Origin of the sequence: Wolbachia endosymbiont of Aedes aegypti (assembly GCF_021496215.1) — a bacterium.
GTDB lineage: Bacteria > Pseudomonadota > Alphaproteobacteria > Rickettsiales > Anaplasmataceae > Wolbachia > Wolbachia pipientis.
The window spans coordinates 60,152-76,771 of record NZ_CP090902.1 but is presented as its reverse complement, the minus strand read 5'-3'; the positions used below and the strand labels follow the sequence as shown (position 1 = coordinate 76,771).

Below are 16,620 nucleotides of genomic sequence, written 5' to 3'. Positions count from 1 at the left end.
TATAAAGATTTAAGTTTATTTATGAAGTTAAAGTACTACCTGGTAGCACTGCTTTCATCATTGTTTTTGCAGAATAGTGCTAGCTCTAAAACAATTTTGGATAAGGAAATATTTTATGCAGAACTAGACGGAAAAATAGATTTGAGATTCGGCTACGCCTTCAACAGAGATTCTTTCAATGCTAAGCCTAAGGATAAAACTTCAAGTTATTCATACTTGCGCTTTCTTTATTTACAGCAAGTTTATCCAAATACTCAAATGGGGGTTAATGTTAAGGCAGGGGTTTCTGGTATTGCAAACCTAAAAGCGTTAGACATAGAAAAGTTAGACATGGAGGAATGGTATTTTATCATAAAAAACCAGGAACTTGGATCAATTGAATATGGTAAAAGAAGTTTAGTTGGTCAGAGCATGTTAATTAACACTTCAAAAATTTATGCAGCTGCTGGAGGAGTAAATGGTCATTGGACAAACTATGCAAATTTGCGCGGTGATCATAAAAAAGATGGTGACCCTGGATATAATCAAGACAAGGTGTTCTGGGTCAAGCCCAATATTTATAGCGATTATAATGAACTCGAACTAGGGTTAAAACAATCATCAATTAACTACATCTCCCCTGAAATCTATAACTTTCAACTCGGATTCAGTTATGTTCCAGGAAAAAATAACTTACAGTACAGCAATTTAATTGCTGCTGGCCTTTCCTATAAAAACAGCTTGTCAAATGATATAGGTTTTACTACTGCTTTGACTGGTGAATTTGCAAGAGAAAATTTAACTGGTTGCTCAGATGGAACTTCTAAAAATTATGAATGTCGCAATCAATTACTGCACTGGAATTTTGGTTTGAAGCTAAAATTGTTCGATCTTGATTGCATTTTTTCGTATGGTAATGGTGGTGAATCTGGTGAGAGGCGTAATCCTGAAATAAATAATACGTATTATATGAATGCAGGTATCGCTTACCATTCTGATTCTTACAAATCAAGCTTAACATATTTTAGTAGTGGTAGGGATATTGCAGGCGAAGGTACAAACGAGTTAACATCATATGCTTTAAGCCTTGAAAATTCTCTTTTTTTAGGTACTTCATACTATTTCGATATTGTAAAATTTAGTACCAAAGAACCTAAAACAGAAAATAACAACTCTGGTTATGTGCTCTTGGCTGGACTGAAATTAAGTTTTTAATATTGCCTCCTTCCAACACTCTTTTCTGTCATCCAAGGTAACCGTTCACACTTAATTTTTCAATCTCACTCATGGAGAGGCCAGTAAACTGACCTTACCCAGAAAAAGTGGAGAGAAAGAAAAGAGTTTTTTTGGGTAAAATAAAATTTTGGAGGATTAGAAATGGCAAGAGAATATACGGCAGAGTTCAAATTGGAAGCTGTTAAGCTGGCAAATGAACAAAGAAAGGTAGGTCAAACAATTACAAAAACAGCAAAGGATTTAGGAATAAAGGGTGGTTTATTAGGAAAATGGATAAAGAAACACAACGAAAAAAAGTCGGCGGCAAATGCATTTCCAGATGTAGCACCTTATGACAAAGAGAGGTTTGATTTACAAAGCAAGAGTAACAAGGGAAAGAGACATTTAAAAAAAAGCCCTGGCCAGTCAAAAAGAGTAAAATATTTTTTTATATAGTAACTGCTATAAAGTACAGGAATTATGTAGGATTTTCTGCTAGTGGCTACTATAAGTGGACCACAAGAAAAATAAGCAGTAGAGAATCAGCAAATAAAGAGCTACTCGCAGCTATTCAAAAAATATATCAAGTTTCTAAATGTAGATATGGAGCTCCTAAAATTCATGCTGAATTGAAGGCTTTGGGTAAAAGTTGCAATTTGAAAACGGTGCAAAGTATTATGCAGAAAAATGACATCAGGGCTATACTGAGAAGAAAGTTTAAAATTAAAAAACAACAAACAGATAATAGAGCTGTAGCTCCCAATATACTAGATCAAAACTTTATTGTTGATCAACCAAATAAAGTATGGGATTACTTACATCAAAACCAAGGAGGGATGGCTATATTTGGCAGCAATAATTCTCACGTATGGTAGTTAATGAGTAGTGCAATAAATAAACAATTGGTTATGAACTCTTTATTAATGGCCATTAATAGGCGTAAACCTGTTAAAAATCTACTGCTGCACAGTGACCAAGGTTCACAATATACTGCGCAAGGGTATCAATATCTCTTAGCTGTAAAGAATATAGATGAGTAATAAAGGCTGTTGTTACGACAATTCTGTTGCAGAAAGCTTCTTTAGCTCATTGAAAAGAGAAATACTTATTGATACTTCACAACACTCTGCTCAACAAACTAGAACTGCAATATTTGAATACATAGAAATTTTTTATAACAAACAACGTCACTATTAACTATTGCATTCCAGAACAATTTGATGCATCATTCTTTTTGTAAAAAACATTCCACACTTTCTCTCCACTTTTTCTGGGTAAGGTCACTTTTCATTGCACCCTATATTGTCCATTCCATTAGCTTTACTACGCTCGTTACCTCACGCAGCATAATGGTCTGTTCTAGGCTGTTGGCTAGACTTTGCCTAAGTTGGATTTTCACCAACTGTATTCTAAACGCTTACTTGGCGCACCCATAACAAAAATGCCTGAAAAACGTTAATAATTATATACTATTATTAATAATTATTCAACCATATTTTAAGCTTACAATTTTGAGCTTAACTGACGCTTATGGATAGGGGCAACTCTATCACCCTGTGTTATGTTTATTTTCTAACGGACGCTGATTTTTGCATCGTAATTTCTTGCTATAAATTGGTTATATAAGAGCTGGCTTCTAAAATTTTATAACCCTAATTTGAATTAACAGACAGTAGAATCGAAAGATTATTACAAGGAGAAATCTACACAGATCGACCCTTTTGTGAATCTGCGTTTCTGCTTTCTTCAACTTGTTTTGCAAAAGATGTTTCCGGTTTCTGAAGTGGCTTAGCAATTTCACGCACAACGGCAATAACTGCTGTTAAAAACGTTTTTAACAATGCACCTAAAGCTTCACCAACTGCTTCCCTGCCATATATATGAGCTTGCTTTTCGTTACCGTCAGCAGTTTCCCCTGCCCTCCTTCTTGGATCCATCCTATGAGCAATCACCGAAAACAACACTCCCCTGATTGAAGACTTCACTTTTTCCTTTGCTTCGTGGACATCCCCATCTTTTGCTGTTTCATGTCCATGACTTAAGTGTTTAGCGTTCATTAGCTCCTTTTGTTGCTGGGCAAACATGCTACTTAATACTTCTTCTATCACTTGCTTTCTTCTCTTCTCTCTAACTCTTTTCATAGATTCTGATTTATCGCGAGTGTGTTTGGTAGTTTCAAATTCTGCATCAATATCTTCGGACGCAGCCTGACTATATAAAGTCTCTATGAGCCTGTCTATGCTTCGCTTTATTTGCATAGTCCTTTCGTAACTATCCGAATTATCAATTCCTTCGTCGATCTGATTTAGAATATCCTCAAAAACTTTCAAATAGTCTTGAATATACTGTATTATGTATTGCTTATCTTCCTCTTTGTGTTGTTCTTCTTGATTTTGCTGATTTTCATTTTCTAAACTTCTCTCTCTTTTATCATCGTTATTTTCTTCAATATTATCACCGTCTTCCTCGAAAAGGTTTTCGTCATTCATGATTTTTTTTAATTTAGTTAAAATTCTCACCAGTTATTATTGTATATGAAAAAATTAAATTAACATTAATGAAAAGCGTTTACAACTTCAGCACTATTTAAAACTACAGTAAAGCTGTCAAAAGTAACAGGATCATAATACCTCTCATACAATTCAACTGAACACCTAAGCCTTATCTTTTCCTTAGCATTAAAACTAATTTCATAATCATTATTAGAGTTTAGCATAGCAGAATTACGTAATAATTCATCAGCTAATACAGAGTCTAAAATTCCATTAATTTTTATCGTAATGTGTCTGCTTCCAGCACAATCGAGCACTTTCCTCCAGCCAAAAGAAGAAATATCTTTCACCTCTTCTCTGTTATTACGCAAAGTAAACCTTAGGTTTCTTATATTATTTAACACAATAAAATTATTGTCATGATCTTTAATTTTTAGCTGTAATTTGCTCATTATCACCTCCTTTTATTAAAATATCAAAATTAATTGTTGAATGTAAAATTTCATCGTGCTGATCCATAGCACAATTACTTTCTAAAATGGCCTCATTATTAAAACCTTCAATGCTCTTAAGTATCAAGTTAATATGCCTTATAATGGCAAACATACTGTCTATATGATAAGTATATATGTCGCATGAAAATCTTGCCTTTGTAGCAAAATTGGACAGCATATGCAGGTTATTATAATTCACTACACACAATCTCAGGTAAGGAATGGTGACCTGTTTAGGTAAGTAGTCATAAATGTTAGTAACATATTTCCTTAAATCAGAGTTTGCTTTTAGTGCTTCATAAATGCTACTGTACAACTCGTTTATAGCTTGAATTTTTTTCATAATTAACCCTCGAAAGATATATAGAAACTCGTCATCCCGCTGCTTGTTAGCGGGATCTATGTTAAGAGATACCGCGAATGAATCGCGGTATGACGATAAGGTTTATACCTCGTCATCCCGCTACTTGTTAGCGGGATCTATCCGTGACGGTATGACGTAGGACTGCTGTCATTCCGCTACGTGTTAGCGGCTGAGATACCGCGGCGGTATGACGATAAGGTTTATACCTCGTCATCCCGCTGCTTGTTAGCGAGATCTATCCGTAACGGTATGACGTAGTAGCCCAGTTTGAATGACCAGAAAGAGCTACAAAACAACCTTTGGTTCGCGAAATGGAGAATATACCTTCTTCACTTCAGATAAATGGCTACTTACCTCCGATTCACGTTTTTGTAAAGAGCAGAAACATGCCGCATAATACCTAGTTTTATCTGCTCAGGAACATTGTCATAACCAGCTTCGTATACAACATCAACTCTTATTGCATTCAAACAATTGAAAAACTCAACATAGCCCCCTACATCACTAAAATAATACTTAAGTGTACTCTTCTCTTGATTTTTAGACATCATTGCAGTAGCCAATACTATCTTACTCACAGGGCCATAGCTTAAATAGATCCTACGAGGTACATAATCTTCATATGAAACTTGCCATGTTTGTTTCACCAGTGACTTTTCCATATGCCATTCAGCGTAATCAGTTGCCATAAAAATTAGATCTGAAATCAACTTATCATCCTGGTCGTTCTCAATGCGTAAAAAAGATTTAACCTCTTCTAAAGTAACTGGAAAAGATTCAGGCTTAGATTTACGTTGCACAGATATTCTTGGTGAAGTAGATCTTATTGACATAATAACCCTCCTTTTTGATATAGCTAGAATAAGTAAGGTTTACCTCGTGACAGCGTGGGGCAAATCTTACTTACTTTAGCTATGCAGCTTGCATGCAACATTAAGTTAAATTGGCGCAGCAACAACTCTGAGTGCTTTATCGTATGAATATATTAAGAAGAGAACGTATTAAAGCTGTTTCTCCTTTTTTGTTGATAAAATTTGAACTTATAGCATATTCAACTAGGCTGGATTTTAGTAGATTGACATTTTGAGAATGAATATTATTGAAGGTGGAGTTTAACTCTTTAGCAAGCAGACTGCGAAATTTTTGCACACTGTCATATGCGATATTTTCAAGTTCATGTGCAAATTTATCTTGAGCTATAGTTGTTATATCTTCAATTTCCTTATTAAACTCCTCTAGCTTTTTTTCGTTATTTTTAAAATTTTTCGTAAAAGTTTTCATATCAATTAAACTCAACTATTATTATGATTATAATGACAATGAAAAACTACCGAAGTAAAAAATTCACACTACTGTGTAACTTACAAATACTTTTTACTACATTCCAGCGTCACGCGCTGGAATCTATAGCAAGTGTACAAATTAAATTTTACAAACACCGTTGTGCTGAATCTTGAATATTCACTTCTTTCAATTCAGTGGTAGGTTTTGGTTCAGCGATGGGTTTTGATATTGTGTATGTAATGCCACCAGCTATCAGTGCAGATACCACAGCAGCTGCAACTATTAATAGAGCAGACAATCCGGAAGCAATACTAAGAGCAGCACCTACTGCTAACATAGCTGCAAGGCTCGCATAGGCAACTTTTGGGGAAAATTGTCTTTTTCCTACTTTTTCTAGTGACACTTCATTTGTTTTAGTTTTGCCCAGTTCACCATCAAGTGGTGTGTTTTCATTCTCCAGACTTCTTATTTTTTGTGTTAGTGATTCATTCTCTTTATTGAATTCTTTCAACTTAGTCTCATGTCCAACTATGCAACTTTTTGATTCTGCTAGTTCCTTTTGCGCTTTTTCTAACAACACTTTTGTTTTAGAATGCTTATTTTCGTTTTCTTCTAATTCGCTATTAAGTGTTGTATTTTTACTTTCTAGATCTTGTATTTTTTGTTCTAGTGATTCATTCTCTTCATTGAGTTTCTCCAGTACTTCCAATTTAGTCTCATGTTCAGTGACACAATTTCTCAATTCTGTTAGTTCCTTTTGCGCTTTTTCTAATGGTACTTCGTTTTTTTTAGTTTTTGTTTTTTCTAATTCACCCTTAAGTGTTGTGTTTTCATTTTTTAGATTTTTTATTTCTTGTCTTAGTGATTCATTCTCTTCATTGAGTTTCTCCAGTGTGTCCAGCCTAGCTCCATGTCCAGTGATATAACTTTTCAATTCTGTTAGTTCCTTTTGCGCTTTTTCTAATGGTACTTCGTCTGTTTTAGTTTTTGTTTTTTCTAATTCACTATTAAGCGTTGTGTTTTTACTTTCTAGATCTTGTATTTTTTGTTTTAGCAATTCATTCTTTTTCTGCTCATCCTTTAGCTGAGTACGTAATTCTTTTAACTTAGCTTTACGTTTTTCAACCTTTTCTGCTTTTTCTGGAGTTTCCGTTGCGTTGTGTGTTTTGGAATGAGAAAAGGTACTAGGTACAACCTCAGATGGCTGATCACACATACTGTTTAGTCTATCTATTAGGTCTTCATCCTTTATCAATGAGCGATCTGCTCCATGCTTTATCAAAAGCTTTGCTAATTTTTTATTGTCATTTGCAAGAGCATAATATAAGGGAGTATGCTCAACTTTATCTTGTGCATTAACATTTGCTCCACCTTCTACTAGATATTCTGCAATCTCTACACAACCATATGCAGCAGCATAATGTAAAGGGGTCAGTCCATCTTTATCCTGTACATCAACTTTTGCTCCACATTTTACCAAAAGTTCCACTGATTCTTTATTGTTATCTGCAATAGCCCAATGTAAATGGGTCACGCCATCTTTATCTTGTGCATTAATATCTTCTCCATTTTCTAATATAGATTGGCCTAAAGCTTCAGATTCATCTGCATCAAAATATATTCCACTATCGCCACTATTACTTTTATTTAAAAAGGTCTGTTCCCCATTATATGTAGTATACTGCTCTGGATGTTGACTGTGCAAGTCATTATGTTCTATGCGCTTCTGATTATTGGCAAGTCTTTGTTCTGCCTCTTGCAACTTTTGCGCCATAGCATCTCTTTCTCTTATAGCCTGTTCTTTTTCTAATGTATCATCTACTTTGTCTGTATTGTTTTCATTAACGATTGAGTTTGAAGAAGTCTGTTCATCCTCATCTTGTACATAGACTTTTTTGTTGTTTGGTGTAATTCTACTATTCTCTTCCTGATGTTTTGCACCCCATGTTTGTACTGCAGCAGTTACGTTATTTCCGTTCAAAGCTAAATTTCCTGGAGTTTTATTATTAGGCTGCAGTAAAGTGCCTTGTCTATAAGGTTGTCTTCTCGTAGCTCTTGTCTCAGCATAACGTTGTTCTCCTTCCTCTAACATTTTTATTATAGCCTTTTTACCTTCTACATCGCCGACAATATCCCTTGGAGTTCGGCCTTGACTATCTTTTAGTAAAGGATTTGCGTCATTATTCAATAAAAGCTGAACTATCTCTTGATGACCATGCAAAGCAGCAATGTGCAAAGCAGTTAGCTTAGACTTAGCTTCATCAAGTTCATATATTGGTTCATTAACTTTTGCTTCCTTTGCTAGTAGGAGTTTTACTATTGGTACACTGTTACATTCCACAGCAAGATGTACCAACATATAATTTACAATTTTGTCTGAATCTAATATACTGAACATCTTATCTATCTTCAAATTGTTATAAGTGCTATATACTATTGAGTCTGCATCTTTTAGCTTATTCCCTATTCTTTCAAGTAAATTATTCTCATTTAAACCTTCACTCTTGCTTACCTCATTTATTATTTCAAAAAACTTTTTCTTTTCCATTGCCGTAACCTTTCCTCTCAATTTATTTATTATTGCTGAACCATCTCACAAAAAAGTTAAGTTTGTCGCAATTCCATGTTTGATCTAAAAATTAGTCATAAACATTTTCTATGCAAGTAGCTGACACTGGTTCATTCTATAATGGTGTCACAGCAGTCCTACATCATGCCACCGCGAACCGTCATACCACGATTCATTCGCGGTATCTCATCCGCTAACTGTTCTCCCTCATCATACCGTCACGGTATCTCCAGATCCCGCTAACAAGTAGCGGGATGACGAGTTACTATACCACCGCGAACCGTTATACCGCGATTCATTCGCGGTATCTCATCCGCTAACTGTTCTCCCTCATCATACCGTCACAGTATCTCCAGATCCCGCTAACAAGTAGCGGGATGACGATTGTCAGGGTGTCATCCCAGCGCCCCTATGATGTCATCCGAGTAGCCGACACTGGTTCCTTTATGATGGCAGTGCCCCTATGGTGTCATTCCAGTGCTTGACACTGGAATCCAGCCCTTCCATAATCATCAAAACATTGTATTTTAACGTAAAACAGCTATTTTTATGCTCACCAACTTAATAAAATTCCTGGATCCCAGTGTCAAGCACTGGGATGACAAGATATAAACCTTATCGTCATGCCGTCGCGAACCGTCATACCGCCGCGGTATCTCCAGATCCCGCTGGGATGACGATTGTCGTTTAGCTATAAATATTTAAGAAATTTACCAAATGAAAAAAAAGGCAAAAGAAGCCCCGTGGTTATTATCTGCTTTAAAATATTGGCGTTTTTTATGTTTTAAACGCTTGACAAGCAAGATTTAGCTGCTTTTAATTGCAACTCACCTATGCTGCAAATGTTTAAGAAATTTACCAAGCAGAAAAAAAGACAAAGAATCCCCGAGTTAGCTAGTCTTTTACTATCTCTGTCGAGTATTGGCATTTTTTGATGTCTTGTAACGCTTTATAAGCGCGTTCAGCTTATTTAGATAAAAATCTAGATGTAGATGAAGTTTTGTAAAGACATACAGTATCTATATACTGCAAAAAATTGAACATAAGACGCCGATACATTAAGTAATCCTTACCTTTTAATCTGCAGATTGGCGAAAGCAAATACAATAGCTTCAGTTTCATGATAAGGGGGCTGGCGAGGTTTGTCAAGCAAGTTTTTTGTTTCTGCGGACTACCTAGATTAATATTATATAGAAGGTTTGCTGCCAATAAAGCCTAAACTTACCAAATACATTTCTGTAGATTCAGATCTACTTGACTTTGGTTTAAAGTATTTTACTGTTTTAAACATTTTTTTTAGCTCGTTACAAAAATCTTTGTCAGATTCTCCTTGGAAAATTTTTACTACAAACGTGCCACCATGACTCAAGAAATGCTTTGCAAAATTGAGCGCTGCTTCGCATAAAAGCATAATTCTGATATGATCCAACGATTTTAAACCACAAGATTCGGGCGCCATGTCAGATAAAATTACATCAAATTTTTGATCCTTGAATTTTTCTCTTAAAATTTCAAACTCATTGATAATATCACATTGTATAAACTCTACTCCATTAATTGCGTTCATTGGTTTTATGTCAAGAGCAACCACATTTGCACCTTTCTGAGATGCAACTTGTGACCATCCACCAGGAGAAGCACCAAGATCAATAATTTTTTGCCCTTCTTGGAATAATTTAAATTTGTTATCCATTTCTACCAGCTTATATGCTGAGCGTGACCTATAACCATCCTTGCTAGTTTTTTGCACATACTGATCATTCAAATGACGATGTAGCCACCTTGTTGAAGATAGTTTTCTGCCTCTAGCCGTCTTTACTCTAGTTTTTATTGCTAATACCCTACTTATTATTGATTATATCTTTAAGCTCTTTTTCAACTACTTCTTTTACCAGTGCATGTAGATATTTATTCAGCCATTCTGAGAGCTGAGGTTTTAAAAGAGATGTAACTAATTCTTCAACAGTAAGGTTCGCTTTTTTTTGTTGTTTATGCTGTAATTCGTTTTGCATTTTTCCAAGCAACGCTTTGATCTCTTCCATATTCTCTTTTAAAATTAGATGATCGTTATTTTGCGCTTGTAAGCCGCTATTACTCGCTTTGTTATTACTCATTTGGATATTATCGTACAAATAAATATCTTTTTTTTCTTCTGAATTGTAGCTATGGCCATTAAATTGGTTATTGTTGCAAGCCATTTCCTCACTTTGGTCATCATTATCAATGTCCTCTTTTTCATTATTTTCTTTTTTGCCATCTTCTTCTATTTCTTCTGGATACTCTTCCTCAAGGTATAGCACATCATCATTTTCATCCTTTATTTCTGCTTTATCGTTACTCGCGTTTTTACCCGATATAGCTTTTTTTATATCTTCTAGGATATCTTTTACAGATTGATTACCTTGTTCATCATGCATAGTGCTAATACCATTAAATTTAGAGGTTTATACTATTTATCATAAAAAGCAAGTTGTAAACACTAATCACATAATTGCTTTTTGCTTCAACTAAGTCTGAACGTGCTTTAAATAATGCATCTTCAGTGTCCAAAAGGTCAGATGTACTCTTTAAATTTAAGTTTACTTCTTGCTCAACTCCTTCCAATGCTAGAGCTGCTGCTTTTTCCGCTTCTTGACTTGCTTTGATAATGGCCTTTGCTGTCAACACATTATTCCAAGCATTTACAACTGCTTGTTCTATATTTTTTACCGTTTCATAATAATCGTAGGTAGATTTTTTTGCATCCATTTTAGCTTTACTGACACCAAAAGCATTAACTCCTCTCTTAAAGATTGGAACATCAAGAGTAAAAACTACATGAACATTTTCTAATAGTTTGTCTACCTTCATACCATCCTCCCCAAAATTTTTGCTTGCACTTAGATTTAAAGAAGGAAGCCACTTGGAGCTTTCAGCAATCACTTCCATTCCGGCTGCTCTTTTTTGATAAACTGCTGCTTTTAGAGATAAATTATTGGTTTTTGCTAACTGTAAACATTCATTTAGCTCTGGAACAGAAGGTAGTTTATCATTAGCTTCAGAAAGGTCATCAGCATCTTCGCCAATCAAATGATAATAAGCAATATTTACCAACTTTAATTTACCTTCAGCATCAACTCTTTCGGATATAGAAGACGAAAATTTTGCTTTTGCTAACAAAACTTCAGCATTGGTTACCTCTCCAAGGGAAAAGCGTTTTTTCATAGCTGACAAATGTTCCAAAGAAACGCGTTCTTTATGTTCTCTGAGCTTTAATATTTCTGTCTTTTGTAAAACATTAACATATGCTTTCACAGCATTAAGTGCAAGCTCTTGTTTTAATTGCTGAAATCGCATCTTTTCTGCTTTGAGAAGATGGCTTGATCGACTGAATGTGGCAAAGGTACCACCGCCATCGATTAATTTCTGGCGCAATGTAAGTTTTTTTTCAGATGTATCAAGATTAAAGTTACTATCGAAATTGTATTGCAAATTAATGTCAGGTAAAAATCCAGCTAACCCAGAAGATTTATAGTGTTTTTCTGCGCTTTTATATTGGTAAAATTGAGACTTTATTTTTGAGCTATTTTTGATGGCTTTGCTTATCACTTCTCCCACATCGGTTGCATAGCAACTTATAGTATTAAAAATGATCGCAAGTGTGATAATCAATCGAAACATTCTAATTCCTATGCATATTGGTTGCGCAGCTCAATTACTAACATAAATTACTTTAATAATCAATAACTAATATTGTTGACACTATTGAGAAATTAAGTATATCATAGTTTACTATTGTTGGATCAAATAATGAAGACTTTTTTCTTAAAGGAGAAACAAATCAATAAAAAGTGGTTTGTCATAGATGCAGAAGGATTAGTGGTAGGGAGGCTTGCAGCATTTGTAGCGACACTATTACGTGGAAAGCATAAACCTGAGTATACACCTCATATGGATTGTGGCGATAATGTAATTATTATCAACGCAGAAAGGGTGCATTTCACCGGAAAGAAGCTTAAAGATAAAATTTACTATAAGCATACAGGTTATTCTGGTGGTTTGAAGAAAACTACTCCAGATAATATTTTAAATGGCAAATTTCCTGAGCGTGTAATAGAAATGGCAGTGAAAAGGATGCTTGATGATGGGCCTATGGCACGTAGACGCTTTGAAAATTTGTATGTTTATTCTGGTTCAGAGCATAAGCATCAAGGACAGCAACCTGAAAAGATAGATTTTGCCTCTTTGAATCGTAAAAATAAAAAGTAATGGAGTAAAAATGAAGAGTTCTACAATAAATAACAATGATTGGTCAGAAAAGACAATTAAATCAGCAGTTGATTCGCTTGGTCGTTTATATGCTACAGGCCGAAGAAAAGAATCTGTAGCAAGAGTATGGATAAAGCCGGGGAGTGGAAAATTTAGTGTTAACAAAAAAGGCGATCTAATTTCTTATTTTAAAAGAGAGTCAGTGTGCCAAATAGTAAAAATGCCATTTGTTGCAACTTCCACATTGGATAAATACGATGTATTTGCAACTGTAAAAGGTGGAGGGCTATCTGGTCAAGCAGGTGCTCTAGCTCATGGAATAAGCAGAGCTTTAAGTAGTGTAAGCCAAGATTTGCATTCTATACTACGTAATGGTGAGTTCTTAACTAGAGATTCACGTGTTGTTGAACGTAAGAAATATGGTCAACATAAAGCTCGGAAAAAGTGTCAATTTTCTAAGAGATAGTTATTTTATAGGGGTGTTTTTTTGTAAGTATTATACAAATATTTGCCAAAATGTATGATATCCTCTATTTTTGTGATGAATTTAGTTGACTATCGGTGTCAACATAATATGCTATTTATGTGATTTTTTCAATATTAAGGTAATTTATGAGTAAAGAAGATATAATAAAACAATTAAAGGAAGATTGTTCTAGTCAGAATATAGATATAACAAAATCTGATTTGAGCAAGATTCATGATGCGTTTATTAAAATAATAAAGAATGAGCTGCATGGGAAAGGTGAAATACGTTTGCATGGAATAGGAACATTTTCTACTGCTATCAGTCAGGAAAAACAATGTCGTAACCCCCAAAGTGGTCAGATCATGACTGTTCCTAAAAAGACAAGGGTAAAATTTAAAGCAAGCCAAACTCTTTTAAGTATTTTAAATGAGAAGGAAAAAGCAGCAGTTAGTTAGACATTGTCATTTTCATTGTTTTTACTACGCTGTGTAAGCCGTAAAATACAGCTTCGCTAATTAAATAGTGGCCTATGTTAAGAGCTGAGATGTGAGGTATTCTTGTCATCTTCTTAGCGTGTTTATAAGTTATGCCATGTCCTGCGTGGCATTCTATTCCTAATTTATTGACGTACTCTGCAGCATTAGTAATTAACTGTAACTTTTTTTCTGATGGATTATCACAGTAATCCCCTGTGTGAATTTCTATTATGTCAGGTTTTGTCCCTAGCTTTTCAAGATATTTTAGTTGATCAATATTTGGATCGATAAACAGTGAGACTTTTATGCTAGAGCTATGCATTTCCTCTATTATACTAGAAAGTTTACTGTGCATATTCACGATATCCAGGCCACCTTCGGTTGTTAATTCTTCTCTTTTTTCTGGTACTATACTAATCGAATAGGGTTTTACCTTTTTTGCTATTTCAAGCATTTCTTCCGTGGCTGCAATTTCAAGATTTAGCTCAGTGCTAATGCTTTTTTTTAGGTTAAATACGTCTTCATCTCTAATATGCCTTCTATCTTCTCGTAAGTGTACAGTAATAAAGTCTGCTCCAGCGTCAATGGCTATTTCTGCTGCTTTCAATGGATCTGGATAAGAAGTTCCACGTGCGTTGCGGAGGGTTGCAACGTGATCGATATTAACACCTAGTTTCACAATCTACCTCAGAAATTATTTATAGATTATACATGTTATTAGGTTTTTTGCATAGTCATTGTTTGACCTTATCCAGAAAAAGTGGAGAGAAAGAAAAGAGTTTTTTTGGGTAAAATAAAATTTTGGAGGATTAGAAATGGCAAGAGAATATACGGCAGAGTTCAAATTGGAAGCTGTTAAGCTGGCAAATGAACAAAGAAAGGTAGGTCAAACAATTACAAAAACAGCAAAGGATTTAGGAATAAAGGGTGGTTTATTAGGAAAATGGATAAAGAAACACAACGAAAAAAAGTCGGCGGCAAATGCATTTCCAGATGTAGCACCTTATGACAAAGAGAGGTTTGATTTACAAAGCAAGAGTAACAAGGGAAAGAGACATTTAAAAAAAAGCCCTGGCCAGTCAAAAAGAGTAAAATATTTTTTTATATAGTAACTGCTATAAAGTACAGGAATTATGTAGGATTTTCTGCTAGTGGCTACTATAAGTGGACCACAAGAAAAATAAGCAGTAGAGAATCAGCAAATAAAGAGCTACTCGCAGCTATTCAAAAAATATATCAAGTTTCTAAATGTAGATATGGAGCTCCTAAAATTCATGCTGAATTGAAGGCTTTGGGTAAAAGTTGCAATTTGAAAACGGTGCAAAGTATTATGCAGAAAAATGACATCAGGGCTATACTGAGAAGAAAGTTTAAAATTAAAAAACAACAAACAGATAATAGAGCTGTAGCTCCCAATATACTAGATCAAAACTTTATTGTTGATCAACCAAATAAAGTATGGGATTACTTACATCAAAACCAAGGAGGGATGGCTATATTTGGCAGCAATAATTCTCACGTATGGTAGTTAATGAGTAGTGCAATAAATAAACAATTGGTTATGAACTCTTTATTAATGGCCATTAATAGGCGTAAACCTGTTAAAAATCTACTGCTGCACAGTGACCAAGGTTCACAATATACTGCGCAAGGGTATCAATATCTCTTAGCTGTAAAGAATATAGATGAGTAATAAAGGCTGTTGTTACGACAATTCTGTTGCAGAAAGCTTCTTTAGCTCATTGAAAAGAGAAATACTTATTGATACTTCACAACACTCTGCTCAACAAACTAGAACTGCAATATTTGAATACATAGAAATTTTTTATAACAAACAACGTCACTATTAACTATTGCATTCCAGAACAATTTGATGCATCATTCTTTTTGTAAAAAACATTCCACACTTTCTCTCCACTTTTTCTGGGTAAGGTCATTTTTGCCTTGACCAAGAAAAAATTCAGCTATTGCCTTACTTTCTCTTGCAACAACTTCTTCCTTAACAATTTTTCCTTTCTCATCAACGATACTTATAAAAGTTTCTTTTAGTGAGATCGCTATAATATTCCATGAGACTGCTCCTACTAATAAAAGTTTAAATTATTTTTGAAGAACTTATTCTACTGAATTCGTTACTTCGTGCTAAAATAATGGACTCCATCATTCAACAGCAATTACAGTATGTTTACCCTTTTTCTTGTTATTTTTCTAATCTATAGCTAGCGTTCAAAACCATATTCGAAAATACGTTTTCGGATTTTTTTTAATGCTGTTTATTTCATCCTCAACATCGTCTCTACCTTTATGAACTAAGTAGCAGCATTAAAAATTATAACGTACCCCTATCTCTAGAGTTGCATCTGGTATTTGTTTTGCTTTTATACCACTTAGTTGCCCACCCATGGTCATACCAACTGCACCAATTATCTGCGGAGTAATTTCATAATCAACACCTAACTTTAGTTTATAGGAAATAGAACTCAGTATTTTATCTACTACAGATGAACCAGCAGCTTCACCACCTGATTCTGGAGCACCTTGTGTTTCTTCTTCCTTTTCTTTTTCTTCTTGTGAACTATTGCCATCACCATCAACTGTATCACTAACACCAAAGCCAAAAGGTGTTATTTGGAGATATCCTCCTAAACCTCCGCTGACATATAGTTTAACGGGATCAATATCAAGGTCAGGATAGAAGCGGTAGTTTGCCAATAAGCTAGCTCCTATGCTCTTTAATGACTTAATATTACTGAGAACCTCAAGTTCAAATTTAGAGTTTTGGTCATAATGGTAACCAAGAACAACACCAGGTTTCATTTTAAAGCCACCACCCCAACCAGCACCAAAGTTTAAACCTGCATAGTACTTATCTTCTGACTTACTTGCACTATTACTAGCTGCACCTGCTAGAGATGAAGTAAGCAACACAGCCAAAACGCACAATCTCTTTATTTTCATATAACTCCTCATACAAAAAAATATATAATGCATAAGTATATATCCTTTATATTAAAAAAGATATAACTACAT

General features: G+C 34.7%; 15 protein-coding genes and 2 pseudogenes. 6 read left to right on the top strand and 11 right to left on the bottom strand.

The genetic code is table 11. The features are described from left to right. Nucleotides 1-21: 21 nt before the first annotated feature. Nucleotides 22-1,194 carry a porin gene (locus tag L0Z58_RS00390; RefSeq protein ID WP_022626200.1) on the top strand — a complete coding sequence of 391 codons (1,173 nt, stop codon included), beginning with the start codon at nt 22-24 and terminating at the stop codon, nt 1,192-1,194. A 162-nt stretch (nt 1,195-1,356) separates the two neighbouring features. Further along, a pseudogene (locus L0Z58_RS06955) lies at nt 1,357-2,434 on the top strand (IS3 family transposase). Between the two features lie 463 nt (nt 2,435-2,897). On the opposite strand, the gene L0Z58_RS00365 reads toward L0Z58_RS06955, so the two are convergent. The 9 genes from L0Z58_RS00365 to L0Z58_RS00325 all read right to left on the bottom strand — a co-directional run bounded on the left by L0Z58_RS00365 (nt 2,898) and on the right by L0Z58_RS00325 (nt 12,057). Continuing rightward, complete coding sequence (locus L0Z58_RS00365; RefSeq protein ID WP_022626199.1) at nt 2,898-3,683, bottom strand: hypothetical protein; 786 nt, start codon at nt 3,681-3,683, stop codon at nt 2,898-2,900. Between the two features lie 65 nt (nt 3,684-3,748). Next, nucleotides 3,749-4,138, bottom strand: coding sequence for a phage tail tube protein (locus L0Z58_RS00360; protein WP_010962351.1), 390 nt, complete (start codon nt 4,136-4,138; stop codon nt 3,749-3,751). Beyond that, a complete protein-coding gene (locus L0Z58_RS00355) occupies nt 4,113-4,523 on the bottom strand; it encodes a hypothetical protein (RefSeq protein ID WP_010962350.1) in 411 nt (136 codons plus the stop codon). The genes L0Z58_RS00360 and L0Z58_RS00355 overlap by 26 nt, the downstream gene beginning before the upstream one ends. Nucleotides 4,524-4,894: 371 nt before the next feature. Beyond that, the gene (locus tag L0Z58_RS00350) at nt 4,895-5,377 is read right to left on the bottom strand and encodes a head-tail connector protein (protein ID WP_010962349.1); all 483 of its coding nucleotides are present in this window, start codon (nt 5,375-5,377) and stop codon (nt 4,895-4,897) included. Nucleotides 5,378-5,513: 136 nt separating this feature from the next. Next, the gene (locus tag L0Z58_RS00345; protein WP_015588824.1) at nt 5,514-5,825 is read right to left on the bottom strand and encodes an ECH_0659 family protein; all 312 of its coding nucleotides are present in this window, start codon (nt 5,823-5,825) and stop codon (nt 5,514-5,516) included. 148 nt (nt 5,826-5,973) lie between these two features. After that, complete coding sequence (locus L0Z58_RS00340; RefSeq protein ID WP_010962346.1) at nt 5,974-8,376, bottom strand: ankyrin repeat domain-containing protein; 2,403 nt, start codon at nt 8,374-8,376, stop codon at nt 5,974-5,976. A gap of 1,207 nt (nt 8,377-9,583) precedes the next feature. Next, nucleotides 9,584-10,162 carry an RlmE family RNA methyltransferase gene (locus tag L0Z58_RS00335; protein WP_010962344.1) on the bottom strand — a complete coding sequence of 193 codons (579 nt, stop codon included), beginning with the start codon at nt 10,160-10,162 and terminating at the stop codon, nt 9,584-9,586. A 76-nt stretch (nt 10,163-10,238) separates the two neighbouring features. Further along, on the bottom strand, nt 10,239-10,814 hold the full coding sequence (locus tag L0Z58_RS00330; RefSeq protein ID WP_010082598.1) for a PopZ family protein: 576 nt from the start codon (nt 10,812-10,814) through the stop codon (nt 10,239-10,241). Nucleotides 10,815-10,833: 19 nt separating this feature from the next. Beyond that, the gene (locus tag L0Z58_RS00325; protein WP_010082597.1) at nt 10,834-12,057 is read right to left on the bottom strand and encodes a TolC family protein; all 1,224 of its coding nucleotides are present in this window, start codon (nt 12,055-12,057) and stop codon (nt 10,834-10,836) included. 129 nt (nt 12,058-12,186) lie between these two features. Here L0Z58_RS00325 and rplM point away from each other — a divergent pair, with 129 nt between their 5' ends. The 3 genes from rplM to L0Z58_RS00310 all read left to right on the top strand — a co-directional run bounded on the left by rplM (nt 12,187) and on the right by L0Z58_RS00310 (nt 13,569). Further along, nucleotides 12,187-12,645 carry a 50S ribosomal protein L13 gene (gene rplM / locus L0Z58_RS00320; RefSeq protein WP_010962343.1) on the top strand — a complete coding sequence of 153 codons (459 nt, stop codon included), beginning with the start codon at nt 12,187-12,189 and terminating at the stop codon, nt 12,643-12,645. Nucleotides 12,646-12,655: 10 nt separating this feature from the next. Continuing rightward, nucleotides 12,656-13,111: a 30S ribosomal protein S9 gene (gene rpsI, locus L0Z58_RS00315; RefSeq protein ID WP_006279875.1), complete on the top strand. Its 456-nt coding sequence runs from the start codon at nt 12,656-12,658 to the stop codon at nt 13,109-13,111. Between the two features lie 146 nt (nt 13,112-13,257). Next, on the top strand, nt 13,258-13,569 hold the full coding sequence (locus L0Z58_RS00310) for an HU family DNA-binding protein (protein ID WP_010082594.1): 312 nt from the start codon (nt 13,258-13,260) through the stop codon (nt 13,567-13,569). Here the strand turns inward: L0Z58_RS00310 and L0Z58_RS00305 are convergent. After that, nucleotides 13,562-14,269: a pyridoxine 5'-phosphate synthase gene (locus L0Z58_RS00305; protein ID WP_006279877.1), complete on the bottom strand. Its 708-nt coding sequence runs from the start codon at nt 14,267-14,269 to the stop codon at nt 13,562-13,564. The genes L0Z58_RS00310 and L0Z58_RS00305 overlap by 8 nt on opposite strands. A 136-nt stretch (nt 14,270-14,405) precedes the next feature. Here L0Z58_RS00305 and L0Z58_RS06950 point away from each other — a divergent pair. Further along, nucleotides 14,406-15,483: pseudogene (locus L0Z58_RS06950) on the top strand (IS3 family transposase). Nucleotides 15,484-15,912: 429 nt separating this feature from the next. Here L0Z58_RS06950 and L0Z58_RS00280 read toward each other — a convergent pair. Further along, a complete protein-coding gene (locus L0Z58_RS00280; protein WP_010962341.1) occupies nt 15,913-16,548 on the bottom strand; it encodes a membrane protein in 636 nt (211 codons plus the stop codon). Nucleotides 16,549-16,620: the final 72 nt, after the last annotated feature.

What these genes read in the sequence shown, in the direction of transcription:
- L0Z58_RS00390 (WP_022626200.1), top strand. Translation starts at nt 22, where the DNA reads ATGAAGTTAAAGTACTACCTGGTAGCACTGCTTTCATCATTGTTTTTG.
- L0Z58_RS00365 (WP_022626199.1), bottom strand. Translation starts at nt 3,683, where the DNA reads ATGAATGACGAAAACCTTTTCGAGGAAGACGGTGATAATATTGAAGAA.
- L0Z58_RS00360 (WP_010962351.1), bottom strand. Translation starts at nt 4,138, where the DNA reads ATGAGCAAATTACAGCTAAAAATTAAAGATCATGACAATAATTTTATT.
- L0Z58_RS00355 (WP_010962350.1), bottom strand. Translation starts at nt 4,523, where the DNA reads ATGAAAAAAATTCAAGCTATAAACGAGTTGTACAGTAGCATTTATGAA.
- L0Z58_RS00350 (WP_010962349.1), bottom strand. Translation starts at nt 5,377, where the DNA reads ATGTCAATAAGATCTACTTCACCAAGAATATCTGTGCAACGTAAATCT.
- L0Z58_RS00345 (WP_015588824.1), bottom strand. Translation starts at nt 5,825, where the DNA reads ATGAAAACTTTTACGAAAAATTTTAAAAATAACGAAAAAAAGCTAGAG.
- L0Z58_RS00340 (WP_010962346.1), bottom strand. Translation starts at nt 8,376, where the DNA reads ATGGAAAAGAAAAAGTTTTTTGAAATAATAAATGAGGTAAGCAAGAGT.
- L0Z58_RS00330 (WP_010082598.1), bottom strand. Translation starts at nt 10,814, where the DNA reads ATGCATGATGAACAAGGTAATCAATCTGTAAAAGATATCCTAGAAGAT.
- L0Z58_RS00325 (WP_010082597.1), bottom strand. Translation starts at nt 12,057, where the DNA reads ATGTTTCGATTGATTATCACACTTGCGATCATTTTTAATACTATAAGT.
- rplM (WP_010962343.1), top strand. Translation starts at nt 12,187, where the DNA reads ATGAAGACTTTTTTCTTAAAGGAGAAACAAATCAATAAAAAGTGGTTT.
- rpsI (WP_006279875.1), top strand. Translation starts at nt 12,656, where the DNA reads ATGAAGAGTTCTACAATAAATAACAATGATTGGTCAGAAAAGACAATT.
- L0Z58_RS00310 (WP_010082594.1), top strand. Translation starts at nt 13,258, where the DNA reads ATGAGTAAAGAAGATATAATAAAACAATTAAAGGAAGATTGTTCTAGT.
- L0Z58_RS00280 (WP_010962341.1), bottom strand. Translation starts at nt 16,548, where the DNA reads ATGAAAATAAAGAGATTGTGCGTTTTGGCTGTGTTGCTTACTTCATCT.